This window comes from Fontisphaera persica (assembly GCF_024832785.1).
Classification (GTDB): Bacteria; Verrucomicrobiota; Verrucomicrobiia; order Limisphaerales; family Fontisphaeraceae; genus Fontisphaera; species Fontisphaera persica.
Genome location: NZ_CP116615.1, coordinates 4011248 through 4024338, shown reverse-complemented (window position 1 = coordinate 4024338; position 13091 = coordinate 4011248). Strand labels below are relative to the sequence as shown.

The 13091-nt window shown below is 60.8% G+C and carries 13 protein-coding genes; 10 read left to right on the top strand and 3 right to left on the bottom strand.

Features of this window, described 5'->3' with window-relative positions; translation table 11 throughout:
• The first annotated feature begins 88 nt into the window (after positions 1 to 88).
• From NXS98_RS15045 to NXS98_RS15030, 5 genes are all read left to right on the top strand, one after another.
• Positions 89 to 1018, top strand: coding sequence for an MBL fold metallo-hydrolase (locus NXS98_RS15045; RefSeq protein WP_283845850.1), 930 nt, complete (start codon positions 89 to 91; stop codon positions 1016 to 1018).
• 63 nt (positions 1019 to 1081) lie between these two features.
• On the top strand, positions 1082 to 1960 hold the full coding sequence (locus NXS98_RS17825) for a fumarate hydratase (protein ID WP_343214112.1): 879 nt from the start codon (positions 1082 to 1084) through the stop codon (positions 1958 to 1960).
• Positions 1961 to 1979: 19 nt separating this feature from the next.
• Entirely contained in the window at positions 1980 to 2579 is a 600-nt protein-coding gene (locus tag NXS98_RS17820) for a FumA C-terminus/TtdB family hydratase beta subunit (RefSeq protein ID WP_343214111.1), read from the top strand.
• 148 nt (positions 2580 to 2727) lie between these two features.
• Complete coding sequence (locus NXS98_RS15035; RefSeq protein WP_283845849.1) at positions 2728 to 3435, top strand: hypothetical protein; 708 nt, start codon at positions 2728 to 2730, stop codon at positions 3433 to 3435.
• Positions 3436 to 3475: 40 nt separating this feature from the next.
• The gene (locus NXS98_RS15030; protein ID WP_283845848.1) at positions 3476 to 4039 is read left to right on the top strand and encodes a PEP-CTERM sorting domain-containing protein; all 564 of its coding nucleotides are present in this window, start codon (positions 3476 to 3478) and stop codon (positions 4037 to 4039) included.
• A 241-nt stretch (positions 4040 to 4280) separates the two neighbouring features.
• On the opposite strand, the gene NXS98_RS15025 is transcribed toward NXS98_RS15030, so the two are convergent.
• Entirely contained in the window at positions 4281 to 5072 is a 792-nt protein-coding gene (locus NXS98_RS15025; protein ID WP_283845847.1) for a hypothetical protein, read from the bottom strand.
• Between the two features lie 6 nt (positions 5073 to 5078).
• The gene (locus NXS98_RS15020; RefSeq protein ID WP_283845846.1) at positions 5079 to 7256 is read right to left on the bottom strand and encodes a DNA topoisomerase IV subunit A; all 2178 of its coding nucleotides are present in this window, start codon (positions 7254 to 7256) and stop codon (positions 5079 to 5081) included.
• Positions 7257 to 7471: 215 nt separating this feature from the next.
• Between NXS98_RS15020 and pseB the strand changes: the two genes are divergently transcribed.
• From pseB to NXS98_RS14995, 5 genes are all read left to right on the top strand, one after another.
• A complete protein-coding gene (pseB, locus tag NXS98_RS15015; protein ID WP_283845845.1) occupies positions 7472 to 8452 on the top strand; it encodes a UDP-N-acetylglucosamine 4,6-dehydratase (inverting) in 981 nt (326 codons plus the stop codon).
• Positions 8453 to 8466: 14 nt separating this feature from the next.
• Positions 8467 to 9651, top strand: a complete 1185-nt coding sequence (pseC, locus tag NXS98_RS15010) for a UDP-4-amino-4,6-dideoxy-N-acetyl-beta-L-altrosamine transaminase (RefSeq protein ID WP_283845844.1) — start codon at positions 8467 to 8469, stop codon at positions 9649 to 9651.
• 177 nt (positions 9652 to 9828) lie between these two features.
• The gene (locus NXS98_RS15005; RefSeq protein WP_283845843.1) at positions 9829 to 10407 is read left to right on the top strand and encodes a Rid family hydrolase; all 579 of its coding nucleotides are present in this window, start codon (positions 9829 to 9831) and stop codon (positions 10405 to 10407) included.
• A gap of 115 nt (positions 10408 to 10522) precedes the next feature.
• Positions 10523 to 11242: a ribonuclease H-like domain-containing protein gene (locus NXS98_RS15000; RefSeq protein ID WP_283845842.1), complete on the top strand. Its 720-nt coding sequence runs from the start codon at positions 10523 to 10525 to the stop codon at positions 11240 to 11242.
• Between the two features lie 20 nt (positions 11243 to 11262).
• Positions 11263 to 11925 carry a phosphorylase family protein gene (locus NXS98_RS14995; protein WP_283845840.1) on the top strand — a complete coding sequence of 221 codons (663 nt, stop codon included), beginning with the start codon at positions 11263 to 11265 and terminating at the stop codon, positions 11923 to 11925.
• Between the two features lies 1 nt (position 11926).
• On the opposite strand, the gene NXS98_RS14990 is transcribed toward NXS98_RS14995, so the two are convergent.
• A complete protein-coding gene (locus tag NXS98_RS14990) occupies positions 11927 to 12988 on the bottom strand; it encodes an Mrp/NBP35 family ATP-binding protein (protein WP_283845839.1) in 1062 nt (353 codons plus the stop codon).
• Between the last annotated feature and the right edge of the window lie 103 nt (positions 12989 to 13091).

The following is a 13091-nucleotide window of genomic DNA, read 5'->3' as shown; positions in this document are numbered from 1 at the left end:
TCGGGGGAATGGAAAAAGCCTCATTGCCGCCGGCGGCGGCGGGCGTTAGATTGAACGGCGAATTTCGCGGCGGGTCATTACTCGTGACATGACCAAACCGGCTTCCAAGCCCGGCGAGCCCAAGCGGCGGCGGCTGCCCCGGTCCTTCAAGGACCTGACACCCGCCCAACACTTCAGCCCGCATAAATTTTTCCATGAGATGGTATGGAAAGGGTGGCTGACGCGGCGGGTGGGGCATCACAAACCGCCGGTTTTTCCCAAACTGCAGCCCGGGCAGGTGGCACTGACGTGGATTGGGCATGCGAGTTTCCTGGTGCAGTTTACGGATGTGAACCTGCTCATTGACCCGAATTTTGCCAACTGGCTCTTTCTGCTCAAGCGCTTGAAGCGGGCCGGGTTGAAAATTCGGGATTTGCCGCGGGTGGATTTTGTGCTGATTACGCACGCTCATTTTGACCATTTTCACAAGCCCAGCCTGCGCAAACTGCCGGCCACCAAGGTGGGCATCATGCCGTGGGGGGTGGGGCGCCTGGCGGAGGGGCTGCGTTTTGCCCGGATTCTGGAGCTGGAATGGTGGGAATCCTTCAGCAAAAACGAGCTGAAAATCACGTTCGTGCCGGCCCGGCATTGGGGGGCGCGGATGTTGGGCGATGACCACCGCGGTTACGGCGGCTTTGTCATTGAGCATCAGGGGCGCTCCATTTACCACGCGGGGGACAGCGCCTATTTCGAGGGTTTCACGGAAATTGGGCGGCGTTGTCACCCGGAAATCGCGCTGTTGCCCATCGGCGCGTATTACCCCGAGTCTTTCCGCCATGTGCACATGGGGCCGGATGACGCGGTGCGGGTGTTCAAGGATTTGCGGGCCAAACTGATGATCCCCATGCATTATGGCACCTTCAAACTTTCCTTTGAAAGCATGGACGAACCGCCCCGCTGGCTCAAGGAGCTGGCCCGCGATAACGGCCTGAGCCGCCATATCAAATTCCTGGAAGAAGGCGTGCCAGAGGTGTTTTAGGCGCTGGTCCGGCGGGGGAAGCGTCCGGTTGACAGGGGGGCAGAAGCCCTTTAGCGTGAGGTGATGAATGTATTGCAAGAGTCCTTGTTGGAATTGATTCGGCGCACCTCCGCCGAAGTGCCGGACGATGTGCACCGGGCCATCCTGGCGGCGCTGGAACGCGAGAAACAGGGCACCATTGCCGCCTCGGCCATGCGCATCATCGAGCAAAACATCGAGCTGGCCCAGCGCAAATCGCAGCCCCTCTGCCAGGATACCGGCAGCGTGTTGTTTTACGTGGATTGCCCGGTGGGCTATGACCAGTTGGCCTTTGGCGAGGCGGCGCGGGAGGCGGTGAAGGAGGCGACCAAAAAGGGCTATTTGCGGCAGAATTCGGTGGACGCCATCACCGGCAAGAACGATGGCACCAATCTCGGGCCGGGCGCGCCCACGCTGCATTTTCATCAACATCGCCGCCCCGAAGTGGAGGTGCGGCTGGTGCTCAAGGGTGGCGGCTGCGAGAATGTGGGCGCGCAATACTCGCTGCCCGATGAGGGCATCCAGGCCAACCGCGATTTGGAGGGCTGCAAACGGGCGGTGCTGGACGCCGTGCTGCAGGCGCAGGGCAAGGGCTGCGGCCCGGGCGTGCTGGGGGTTTGCATTGGGGGGGACCGCGCCACCGGCTATGAGTATTCCAAATTGCAGTTTTTACGCAAGCTGGACGACCGCAACCCGGACCCCGTGCTGGACAAGTTTGAGCAGGACATCCTGCGCATCGCCAACGAGCTGGGCATCGGCCCGATGGGTTTTGGGGGCAAAACCACCCTGCTGGGCGTCAAGGCCTGCGCCATCAACCGCGTGCCGGCCTCCTATTTTGTCAGCGTGAGCTACATGTGCTGGGCCTTCCGCCGGCAGGGCGTGAAACTGGCGGAAGACGGGCGAATTGAGCAATGGCTGTATTAAAAGAAAGGCGGACGATTTTATGATTTCTTTGACGACTCCTCTGGATGAAAAAGCGGTGCGCGCCTTGAAGGTGGGCGATGAAGTGGCCATCAACGGCGTGCTCTTTACCGGGCGCGATGCGGTGCACAAATACCTGCATGAAGGCGGGGCTTTGCCGCCGGGGCTGAGCCTGCGCGGGGGCATCATTTACCATTGTGGGCCGGTGGTGATTAAGGACGAGGCGGGACGCTGGAAGGTGGTGGCGGCGGGGCCGACCACCAGCGCGCGGGAGGAGCCGTACCAATGGCAAATCATGCGCGACCACGGGATTCGCGGCGTTATTGGCAAGGGCGGCATGGGGCCGCGCACGCAGGCGGGATGCAAGGAATATGGCTGCGTGTATTTGCATGCCGTGGGCGGCGCGGCGCAGGTGCTGGCCGAGCGCATCGTGGCCGTGCGCAACGTGTATTTCATGGAAAAATTTGGCTCGCCCGAGGCCATTTGGGAGATTGAGGTGCGCGATTTCCCCTGTGTGGTGACGATGGACGCCCGGGGGCAATCCCTCCACGAGGCGGTGTTTGCCGAGAGCAAGGCGCGGCTGGAATCGCTGCTGGCGGCGGGCTCCCATGAGCAGCGCTGAGAAACCGGTGCAGCCGGCGGACATGGATGGAAGAGACAGGAAAAGCGGGGTTCGCACCGGCAAATAAAACCTGTTGTCTGGCAGGGGTTTGCAGGAATAAGTCAGGCGATGTCACGGCCTGAAAATATGGGAAACATGACGCGAAAAAATGTTCAAAAAAAATAAAAAAGCTGTTGACACCCTGCGGAAAGTTTGCGATTTTTATCGCGCACACAGTCAACAACAACAACGTAGCAACATGAGAACAAAAGCACTGTTACTCGCGGCCGCCGTCGCGGCGGGGGGTCTTGCCACCGCAGCCGCCCAAACGGTTTACTCCATCAACACAGTGGGTTATGTGAACATGACCATCCCGGTCGGGTTTTCCATGATCGCCAACCCGCTGAACACCACCAACAACACGATCGCTTCCCTGATCCCCAATCCGCCGGAAGATACCGCCATTTTCAAATGGACGGGGACGACTTTCGTGGGAGCCACCTTCAGCTTCGGGGAATGGGATAACCCCAATTTGACCCTCAATCCGGGGGAAGGCTGCTTCATCAAAGCTTTGACTGCATTTACCAACACTTTTGTGGGGGAGGTGATGCAAGGTAGCTTGACGAATGCCATACCTGTGGGTTTCAGCATGAAGGCTTCCATGGTGCCTCAGGAAGGAACGGCTCCACAACTGGGTTTCACCCCTCCTGAAGATACCATTGTTTATAAATACAATAACGCTCAAAGCCGGTTTGAAGGTTTTTCCTACTCCTTTGGCGAGTGGGACGTAGTACCCAGCTTCAAAGTGGGTGAGGCATTTTGGGTGAGCGCTCCGACACCTGGTCAGTGGGTGCGTAATTTTACGGTGAATCAGTAAACATTTAGAGAATTCTAAACAAACCAGTAAACACAAAGTTATGAAAAAGCTAATCGTAATGGGAATGGTGGCACTGACGTGTGTTAGCGTATGGGCCCAAGGGCAGTTGACGTTTATCAACCGGGACATTGCCAATGGCATTGATGCCCCGATTTTTGACGTTGATGGGACGACCAAGCTTGCTGGTTCCGCCTATTTGGCGGACCTGTATTATGGTCCGGTTGGCTCTGACCCCTCTACTTTCACAAGTTTGGGATTGGCTATTGCATTCCGTACGGGAGCTGCAGCGGGCTACCTGCCTACTACCGTAGTTTCCGTACCGGGGGTGGCTCCTGGGCAGGAAGCATTGTTCCAAATCCGTGCTTGGCGCGCCTCTGATGGCACCACGTGGCAGGCGGCTTATAATGCCCAAGGCGTTGCCAGCCCGATTGCCGCTGCCCAAAACCCTGTGGTGCGCGTGACCGTGACTGGCCCGCCGAATGCTCCGGCTGCTCTGGTGGGGTTGACCTCTCACCGGCTGATTGTGGTGCCTGAGCCTTCGACCATTCTGTTGGGTCTGGCCGGGCTGGGCGGTTTGCTGTATCTGCGCCGCCGCAAGGCCTAATCCACCAAAAGGAAAGTTCTCAACCAAAGAGCCGCTCGGAAAGAGCGGCTCTTTTTTTATTTCCCTACGGGGACAAAACAAACCCACAATTCAGTTCTCACTCCAAGCTCCACCGGGGGAAGAGGCGTTGTTAAATCTGAACAATTACCGCGGCAGGAAAAGATAGAGGAGGAGGCCGAGGTTGAAAGCAATGACGGCACCAATCACCCAGCGTAACAAGCGGCGGGCGCGGCGGGCTTCTTCAGCTTGGGGATTCTCCGGGGGAAGCATGGCCGGGGGTGGGGACGGAGGGGATTTCAATGGGTCTGAGCAAAGTCTGCCGCACGTCGCGAATTTCCCGCACACCCGCATCCAATACGGATTGCAGGAGGGCATGGGCGGCGGTCATGGCCTCGATGGATACCAGGCGGCTGTCGCGCAGGCGCAATTTATCCCCATCGTAAAGCAACTGGTGTTCCTGGCGGCCGTCACTTTCCCAGAGCTGGCTGATGATGCGGCGGCCGTGCCAGCCACCGGAGAACTCAACGAACAGCACAAGGTTCATTTTGCGGAAAAGGAGCGGCGGCACCTGGTTCTGGTCACAAATCTGCCGGCGGGCATCTTCCAGCGAATCGGCATGCAAATTGGTGGCCAGCATGTGGCCGTTGCGCAGCAGATCGAAGTAGGCCCGCAAAGGTTCGCCCCATAAATAGGCAAAATAATGGCCAGTGCCGATTTCATGGCAAATATAACACCCGCGCCGGCGGTTGAACTTGGCCGCCCATTCGATGGTGGGAAGACTGTCGGCAGCGTGCAGGCTGACCCCCGGCGGCACAAAATTAAGCAGCGCGCCCATGACGGTGGTCTTGCCCGCGCCGCCGGGCAGGGCGCCCACCATGAAGGAAGCGCCGCGGCTGATGGCCGCCAAACAATACGCGGCCAAATCCGCCGTAAACGTCCCCGCCTCCAGGAGGTCCACGATGGACAGCATTCGCCCGCCGCGCTGGTTGCAGCGGTTGATTTCCCGGCAGTGCTGGTCGAGTGAATCTTGCATCGGACTTCAGGCAAACACCACTTTGGTGGTGGGCGCTTCAGGGTCCCATCCGCGGGTGGGCTTGCTGGTGATGGAGCTGACTTCCTTGATGCTAATCTGGCGCCCGCGCGTCTTTGGCCCTTTGACGTCCACCTCAGCAGGGTTGCAGGTTTGTTGATTCACCTTCTGATACGGCGCCGGTTTGTAGCGAATGTACAATTCCGGCGGCGTGTCCGGCTCAAAGAACAGGATTTTTCCCTTCTCCGGCAGGCATTGGTAATCCTTGTTCAGTATCATGCCGCCAAAGGTGAAACGCTTGAGATAGGTGGCATCGCGCGTGGTGTAGGCCAGGGTAAAGACCCGGTCCCGCTCCGGCAGGCCCGCATAGACCAAATCCGGCCCCACAAATAATTTCTCGGGCAGTTCAATGAGCTTGTAATGGCCGTCCTTGAAGACCATGAGGATGCGGTCAAAGCGGGTGCACTCGGTTTTGTATTCCTCGCCGGCGACCTTGTAACCCAGGTAGCCGGACTCGCGGTCATAGGCCACCTTGAACGCCTTGAAGGCCGCCTCGCGCGTGTCCACCTCATCAAAACGGCTGCTGCGCGTCAGGCGGGGATACTGCGGGCCATATTTTTCCAGCAGCCCTTCCAGGTGGGCGATGGTGTATTTGACCACATTTTTCAGGTGCTTTTCGGTCTCCTTGAGTTCGCCCTTCAGGCGGGCCATTTCCTGCCGGTGTTGTTCGATGTCAAAGAGTGAAATGCGCCGGATGCGCACCCCCAGCAGGCGCTCGATGTCGGCCTCGCTCAAGGGCCGCGCCAGCTCGGCCTGGAACGGCTCAAAGCCCTCCCGCACGGCCGCAAAGACCGCCTCGTTGGTGCGGCATTTTTCAATTTTCTTGTAGATGCGCTCCTCGATGAAAATGCGCTCGAGGGTGCGAAAATGCAGCTCCTCCTCCAACCGCCCCCGCTTCAGCTCCAGCTCGCGGCGCAAAATATCCACCAGTTGCGCGGTGTTCTCGCGCAACACCTCGCTGGCGGTCATTTCCACGGGGCGGTTGTCCTTGATGACGATGATGCGGCTGGCAATCGTCACCTCGCAATCGGTAAAGGCATAAAGGGCGTCCACCAATTTTTCCGCGGTCACGCCGGGCGGGCATTTCACCTCGATTTCCACCTCCTCGGAGGTGAAATCCGTCACCGACTTGACTTTGAGCTTGCCCTTGCGGGTGGCGTCTTCAATTGAGGCTATCAGGGATTCCGTGGTGGTGGTGGGCGGGATTTCCTTGATGACGACGGTGGACTCATCTTTGACTTTGATTTTGGCGCGCACCTTGACGCTGCCTTTGCCGTCTTGATAATCCCGCGCATCCATCAAGCCGCCCGTCGGAAAATCGGGCAGCAACTTGAACGGCTGCTTTTTCAGAATGGCAATTTGCGCCTGCAGCAACTCGGGAAAATTGTGCGGCAAAATGCGGGCCGACAGCCCCACCGCAATGCCTTCGGTGCCCAACATCAGGGTCAGGGGCAGCTTGGACGGCAGCGTCACCGGCTCCTGGTTGCGTCCATCGTAACTGGGCACAAATTCGGTGAGGTCATCATTGAACAACTCCGTGCGCGCCAGCTCGGTCAGCCGGCATTCGATGTACCGCGGCGCGGCGGCGGGGTCGCCAGTGAAGAGATTGCCAAAGTTCCCCTGGCCTTCGATGAGGTAGCGCTTGTTGGCCAGCACCACCAGCGCCTCCCCAATGGCTGCATCCCCGTGCGGGTGAAACTTCATGGTGTCGCCCACCACATTGGCCACCTTGGTGAAGCGGCCGTCATCGCCCAGGTGCATGGCCCAGAGGATGCGCCGCTGCACGGGCTTCAATCCATCGGCCAGGTGCGGAATGGCGCGGTCCCGGATGACGTAGGAGGCATATTGCAGAAAGTTGTTATCCACCCGCCGGTGCAGCGGCAACTCCACGCGTTTGGGGTCAAAGGGCCGATGCGCCACGGCGGCGGCCTCAATCTCCGCCTGCACATGGGCGGCGCCATTGCCATTGCCGTTGCCCTGGGTCTTATTCTGGCCAGGGCTGCCGTTGGTCGCCGGCGGGGTCGGCGAAACTCCGGCCGGTACAATATGCCCTTGCGGGTCCGGTGCTGCGGGCACTGGAATGCCTAAATCCAACTGGTTGGGGTCGCGCTTCTTTGATTCCGCCATATATGGTGTATGCCCGCCACAGCATGGCCGTGGCATCATGTTGATGAATAATCCCACCCGCCCCTTTTGGCAACCGGAAAAGTCAGCGGAGTTGCTAGAGTGCATCGTGCCATGCCTTTGGCGGCTGCCTTGTCGTCGTCCCTGTCCCGGCGCCAAGGTGGCCCCGCCGGAAGGTTGCTTTATCTTAAGCATGTTATTAGAGTGCCCCCGGCAACATGAATTGGCACGATAGCGTCGTTTTAATCACCGGGGGCACGGGTTCCTTTGGCCGCAAGTTCGTTGAGATTCTGCTGCGGGAGCATCGGCCCAAAAAGTTAATCGTCTTCAGCCGTGACGAGTTGAAGCAGCACGAGATGCAGCAGCTTTATCCCCACGGCGAGGATTCGCCCCTGCGGTTTTTCCTGGGAGATGTGCGGGACCGCGAGCGGCTGGAGCGGGCGTTTCACGGGGTGGACGTGGTGGTGCATGCGGCGGCGCTGAAGCAGGTGCCCGCGTGCGAGTACAACCCGTTTGAGGCCATTTTGACCAACGTGATGGGCGCCAAGAACATCATTGACGCCGCCATTGACCAGGGGGTCAAAAAAGTGCTCGCCCTCAGCACCGACAAGGCGGTGAATCCGGTCAACCTCTACGGCGCCACCAAATTGTGCGCGGAAAAATTGTTCATCCACGGCAATGCCTACGCCGGGGAGTCGCCGGTGCGATTCAGTTGTGTGCGCTACGGCAACGTGGTGGGCAGCCGCGGGAGTGTCATCCCCCTGTTTCGCCAGCAGCGCGCCCGGGGCCGGATTACCCTTACCGACCCCCGCATGACCCGCTTTTGGATTACTCTCGAACAGGGTGTGCGCTTCGTCATCCGCTGCGTGGAGGAAATGCACGGCGGCGAGGTGTTCATCCCAAAAATACCCAGCATGAGAATTACTGACCTGGCGGCGGCCATCGCCCCCGGCTGCGCCGTGGACACGATTGGCATCCGTCCCGGCGAAAAATTGCACGAGGTGCTCCTCAGCGAGGATGAGGCGCGCCATGCGGTGGAGCTGCCGGACAAATACGTGGTGCTGCAGCCCTACGTGCCGGGCTTTGAGCCGCGCCACTGGCAGCACGGCGCCGCTTTGCCGGACGGCTTCCGATACGCCAGCGACACCAACGCCCAATGGTTGAGCGTGCCGGACCTGCAGCGACTGGCCGTTGAATAGAAGCACAGGCCCCCATGAGCAATCATCCTCCCATCCAAATCCCCTACGGCCATCAATTCATTGACGAGGCCGACATTGCGGCCGTGGAAGCGGTGTTGCGCTCAGACTACCTGACCCAGGGGCCGGCCATTGAACGCTTCGAGCGCAAGGTGGCCGAGTATTGCGAGGCGCGCTACGCCGTGGCCGTGTCCAGCGCCACGGCCGCCCTGCATCTGGGGGCCCTTGCGCTGGGGGTCAAGCCGGGCGACCAGGTTTACACCAGCCCCATCACCTTTGTGGCCACGGCCAATTGCGCGCGTTATTGCGGCGGCGAGCCGTACTGGGTGGATATTGACCCCGCCACCGCCAACATGAGCGCGCAGAACCTCGAAGGCCGGCTCACCCTGGGCGACATGGCGGAGGTCCCCATGCGTCTCATCATCCCCGTGCACCTGGCCGGCCAGCCGTGCGACATGCAGGCCATCCACGCCCTGGCGCAGCGATTTAACCTTTCCGTCATGGAGGACGCCGCCCACGCCCTGGGGGCGCGGTATCGTGGCCGTCCCGTGGGCTGCTGCCAATACTCTGACCTCACCGTGTTCAGTTTTCACCCCGTCAAAATCGTCACCACCGGCGAGGGCGGGGTCATCACCACCAACCGCGATGACCTCTACCAGCGGCTCCTCCGCCTGCGCAATCATGGCATCACCCGCGACCCCCTTTACCTGAAAAATCCGGCGCATGGGCCGTGGTACTACGAGCAAATCGAGCTGGGCTACAACTATCGCATGACCGACATCCAGGCGGCCCTGGGCGCCAGCCAAATGGACAAGCTCGACCAGTTTGTGCGCCGCCGCCGCGAGCTGGCCGACCGCTACGACCAATTACTCAAAGGTTATCCCGTGACCCCCCTGGCCCGCTCGCCGCACGCCGAAAGCTCCTGGCACCTGTACATCATCCGGCTGAATCTGAAGGAAATCAAAAAGACGCACTTGCAAGTTTTCAAGGACATGCGCTGGCAGGGCATTGGCGTGCAGTTGCATTACATTCCCCTGTTTTTGCATCCTTACTATCGCAACCCCGCCATCAAGGAGGAGGAATCTTACAAGGAAGCCACGCGGTATTATGCCGAGGCCATGACGCTGCCCCTTTATTACGGCATGACCGAGCAGCAACAGAACCGGGTGGTGGAGGCGCTTTTTCAGGCCCTCTGGTCCTAGGGACCCCTCCGCCCCCAGCCGCAGCCCATGCCTGCGCTGCTCTCCAGTTTTCCGCGCTGAGGCCGCATTTCCGCGGTGCTGGTGGTGGCACGCTGAATAAGTAATAATTTACAAGCGTCTCAACCTTAAGATAATTACCTAAATTAATGCAGTCACTGCCGGATGGACCTTGATGACATGAAGAAAAAAAACGTTCGAGCCAAACTCCCCGCTTCAGGCATTTATTATAGTCCGGGAGAACAAAAAGAGCGCGCCGCCCTGGGGCTGCCGCCCTGTTCTCCCGCTCCGCGCGGGTTAATCAAGAAACTGCCCAAAGGCCGCGTGCCCATTCTGAAAAAGGCCATCTGTGCCCCCGGCGTGTTGAACGAGGCGCCGGTTTATGGCAGCGCGTTCACCCGCGGTTTGCGGCTCGAACTGCCCAGCCATTACATCCAGTTGCTCATCAGCGGCACCTCCAGCGTGGGACCCCATGGCGAGACCCTGTACCCGGGCGATTTCCGGGCGCAGCTCTGGCGCACCTACCACAACATCACCGAGCTGCTCGAAAGCGAGGGCGCCACGTGGCACGACGTGGTGCGCACCACCTGTTACTTGCGCGACATTGACCGTGATTACGCCGAGTTCAACCGCATCCGCACCGAGTTCTACGATGCCCTGGGACTGGACCCCTACCCTGCCAGCACCGGCATTCAGGCGGGCATCTGCCGCAGTGATTTGCTGATTGAGATTGAGGCGGTGGCCATCATTGTACCGTGAGACCGCCGGCGCCCGTGCGCGCCATCGTTTTGCGGCTTGTCGCCGGAGGAAGGCCACGATAGGTTGAGCGCCGTGGCAACGCCACCCGCAAACCATCACGTGTTGCATTCAAGCCATGGCCACTCTGGTTTTTGACATCGAAACCACGGCTTTGCCGGTGGAAAACTTTGACGAAGTCCAGCGCGAATACCTCTTCCGCGAAGCCGACAAACTGGAGGATGAAGCCGCGCGCGCCCAAAAACGGGCCGAGCTGGAGCATCTCATGAGTCTCTACCCGCTCACGGCGCAGGTGGTGTGCATCGCCATGCTCAATGCCGAGAGCCTCCGCGGCCAGGTCCTGTTTGTTGCCGAGGATTATGAGGATGACGCCGAGGAGGCGGGGCCGGTGGAATTTGTGCCCTTCCCCGACGAGGCGGAAATGCTGAACGCCTTTTGGGACGTGGCCAAACACTACGACCAAATTGTGACCTTCAACGGGCGTTCCTTCGACATTCCCTTTTTATACCTGCGTTCCGCGCTGCTCAATGTGCCCATCAGCCGCAAGGACTGGCTGGGGTATCGTTTCACGGCCGAGCCGCATTGCGACCTGGCCGAGCAGCTCACCTTCTACGGCGTCAGCGGCCGCGACGGCGCGGCGCGCAAGTTCAACCTGGATTTCTATTGCAAGGCCTTTGGCATCGAAAGCCCCAAAATGCAGGGCGTCACCGGCATGGACGTGCCCCAGCTCATGGCGGAAGGCAAACAACGCGAGGTGGCCGAGTATTGCCTGCGCGACGTCAAAGCCACCGTGCAGCTTTATCACCTCTGGAAACAGCGGCTGGCGGGCATCAAATAACGCGGCGTCCGCGACACGCCATGTCCCCCTCCCCCCAGCCCGTGGTGGTCCTGATGGCCCTGCCGCGCGAAGCAGCGCCGCTGCTGGCGTATGCGCGGGCCGAGCCGCGCCTCCTGCTGCGCGTGACGGGGGTTGGCCGCGCCCGTGCCGAGCAGGCCATTGAAGAAATCTTGGGCCAGGCCCCGCCGGCGCTCGTCATCACCGCCGGTTTTGCCGGCGGCCTGCGTCCCGGCCTGCCCGTGGGCACGGTGTTATTCGAGGCAGACGCCGCGCTGCCGCTGGCCGCGTTTTTGCAGCAGGCCGGCGCCACGCCCGGCCGTTTTCATTGCGCTGAGCGCATGCTCATCACCGCCCGCGAAAAGGCCGCCTGCCATCACCAAACCGGCGCGGACGCCGTGGAGATGGAGTCCGGATGGATTCGCGAGCACTGCCGGCGGGCGGGCGTGGTTTCAGCGACGGTGCGGGTCATTTCGGATGCCGCGGAGGAGGATTTGCCCCTGGACTTCAATCAGCTCGCGGATGCGGAGCAGCAGCTCTCGCCGCTCAAACTGGCGGGCGCCGTGCTGAAAAAACCCGGCGCCATGGCCGGGCTGTTGCGCTTGCAGCGGCAGACGGCCTTCGCCAGCCACCGGCTGGCGGACGTGCTGCAAACGGCGTTGCAGAAATGGTGGGCGGCGCGCTGACTTAACCAGCCTGCCGCGGTTGCTCCACCTGCGCGCGCATGGCCCGGGCCACCGCCCGAAAGGCTGCCGCCGCCGCACTGTCGGGCCGTCCCACCACCACGGGCACTCCCTGGTCCCCGCCCTCGCGGATTTCCACGAAGATGGGGATTTCTCCCAGGAAGGGCAGGCCTTTGCGGGCGGCTTCGTGGCGTCCGCCGCCGTGGCCAAAGATTTCCAGGCGCTGCCCGTCTGGCGTGGTGAAATAACTCATGTTTTCGATGAGGCCCAGGACAGGCACGTTAACCTTTTCAAACATGGCAATACCTTTGCGCACCACTCCCAGCGAGGCCTCCTGCGGGGTGGTCACCACCACGCCGCCGTCGAGCGGCACGGTTTGGCAAAGCGTAAGCTGGGCATCGCCGGTGCCGGGAGGCAAATCCACAATCAAATAATCCAGCGTGCCCCACTCCACCTGCACCAAAAATTGCTGGATGGTTTTGACAATCATCGGCCCGCGCCAGATGACCGGCTGGTCATCCTCCAATAAAAATCCGATGGACATCAATTTCACCCCGTGCGCGCAGGGCGGCAGCAGTTTTTCATCGGGCGTAATGGTGGGCCGCTGGCGGGTGCCCATCATCAACGGAATCGTGGGACCGTAAATGTCGCAGTCCAGCAAGCCCACGCGCAACCCCTCGCGTTGCAGCGCACAGGCCAGATTGGCCGAGCAGGTGGACTTGCCCACGCCGCCCTTGCCGCTGGCCACGGCCACAATGCGCTCAATCCCCGGCACGCGCGCCTGCCCCGCCCAGGGATTCGGCGGCGCCCCCGCCCCGCCTCCGCCGGTCATGCGCACATCCACCGCCGCGGTGCGGATGCCGGGCAGTTGCTGCAAGACGCGCTCACACTCCACCTTGAGCTGGGCCGCTACTTCCGGGCGGGCCGAAGTCAGCTCCAAGTGCACGGCTACTGCTTCGGCGGCCACCTGCACTTGCTTGACCAGCCCGAATGAGACGATGTCCCGCGAATAGCCGGGATACTTCACCGCTTTCAGCGCCTTGAGTACGTCATCTTGCGTCAACATAGGTCCTTTCAGTAAAGCCGGAGCGCGGCAGCTTCAGAAGCTAAAAGTGCGCTGGGTTGCCCCGTCCGGCAAGGAATGCTTCCGCCCGGGCCAGCCTGCAGGG

Bases quoted from the DNA above. Each gene is read 5' to 3' on its own strand.
- NXS98_RS15035 (WP_283845849.1), top strand. From the start codon at position 2,728: ATGTTCAAAAAAAATAAAAAAGCTGTTGACACCCTGCGGAAAGTTTGC.
- NXS98_RS14995 (WP_283845840.1), top strand. From the start codon at position 11,263: ATGTCCCCCTCCCCCCAGCCCGTGGTGGTCCTGATGGCCCTGCCGCGC.
- NXS98_RS17825 (WP_343214112.1), top strand. From the start codon at position 1,082: ATGAATGTATTGCAAGAGTCCTTGTTGGAATTGATTCGGCGCACCTCC.
- NXS98_RS15025 (WP_283845847.1), bottom strand. From the start codon at position 5,072: ATGCAAGATTCACTCGACCAGCACTGCCGGGAAATCAACCGCTGCAAC.
- pseC (WP_283845844.1), top strand. From the start codon at position 8,467: ATGAGCAATCATCCTCCCATCCAAATCCCCTACGGCCATCAATTCATT.
- NXS98_RS17820 (WP_343214111.1), top strand. From the start codon at position 1,980: ATGATTTCTTTGACGACTCCTCTGGATGAAAAAGCGGTGCGCGCCTTG.
- NXS98_RS15045 (WP_283845850.1), top strand. From the start codon at position 89: ATGACCAAACCGGCTTCCAAGCCCGGCGAGCCCAAGCGGCGGCGGCTG.
- NXS98_RS15020 (WP_283845846.1), bottom strand. From the start codon at position 7,256: ATGGCGGAATCAAAGAAGCGCGACCCCAACCAGTTGGATTTAGGCATT.
- NXS98_RS14990 (WP_283845839.1), bottom strand. From the start codon at position 12,988: ATGTTGACGCAAGATGACGTACTCAAGGCGCTGAAAGCGGTGAAGTAT.
- NXS98_RS15000 (WP_283845842.1), top strand. From the start codon at position 10,523: ATGGCCACTCTGGTTTTTGACATCGAAACCACGGCTTTGCCGGTGGAA.
- NXS98_RS15005 (WP_283845843.1), top strand. From the start codon at position 9,829: ATGAAGAAAAAAAACGTTCGAGCCAAACTCCCCGCTTCAGGCATTTAT.
- NXS98_RS15030 (WP_283845848.1), top strand. From the start codon at position 3,476: ATGAAAAAGCTAATCGTAATGGGAATGGTGGCACTGACGTGTGTTAGC.
- pseB (WP_283845845.1), top strand. From the start codon at position 7,472: ATGAATTGGCACGATAGCGTCGTTTTAATCACCGGGGGCACGGGTTCC.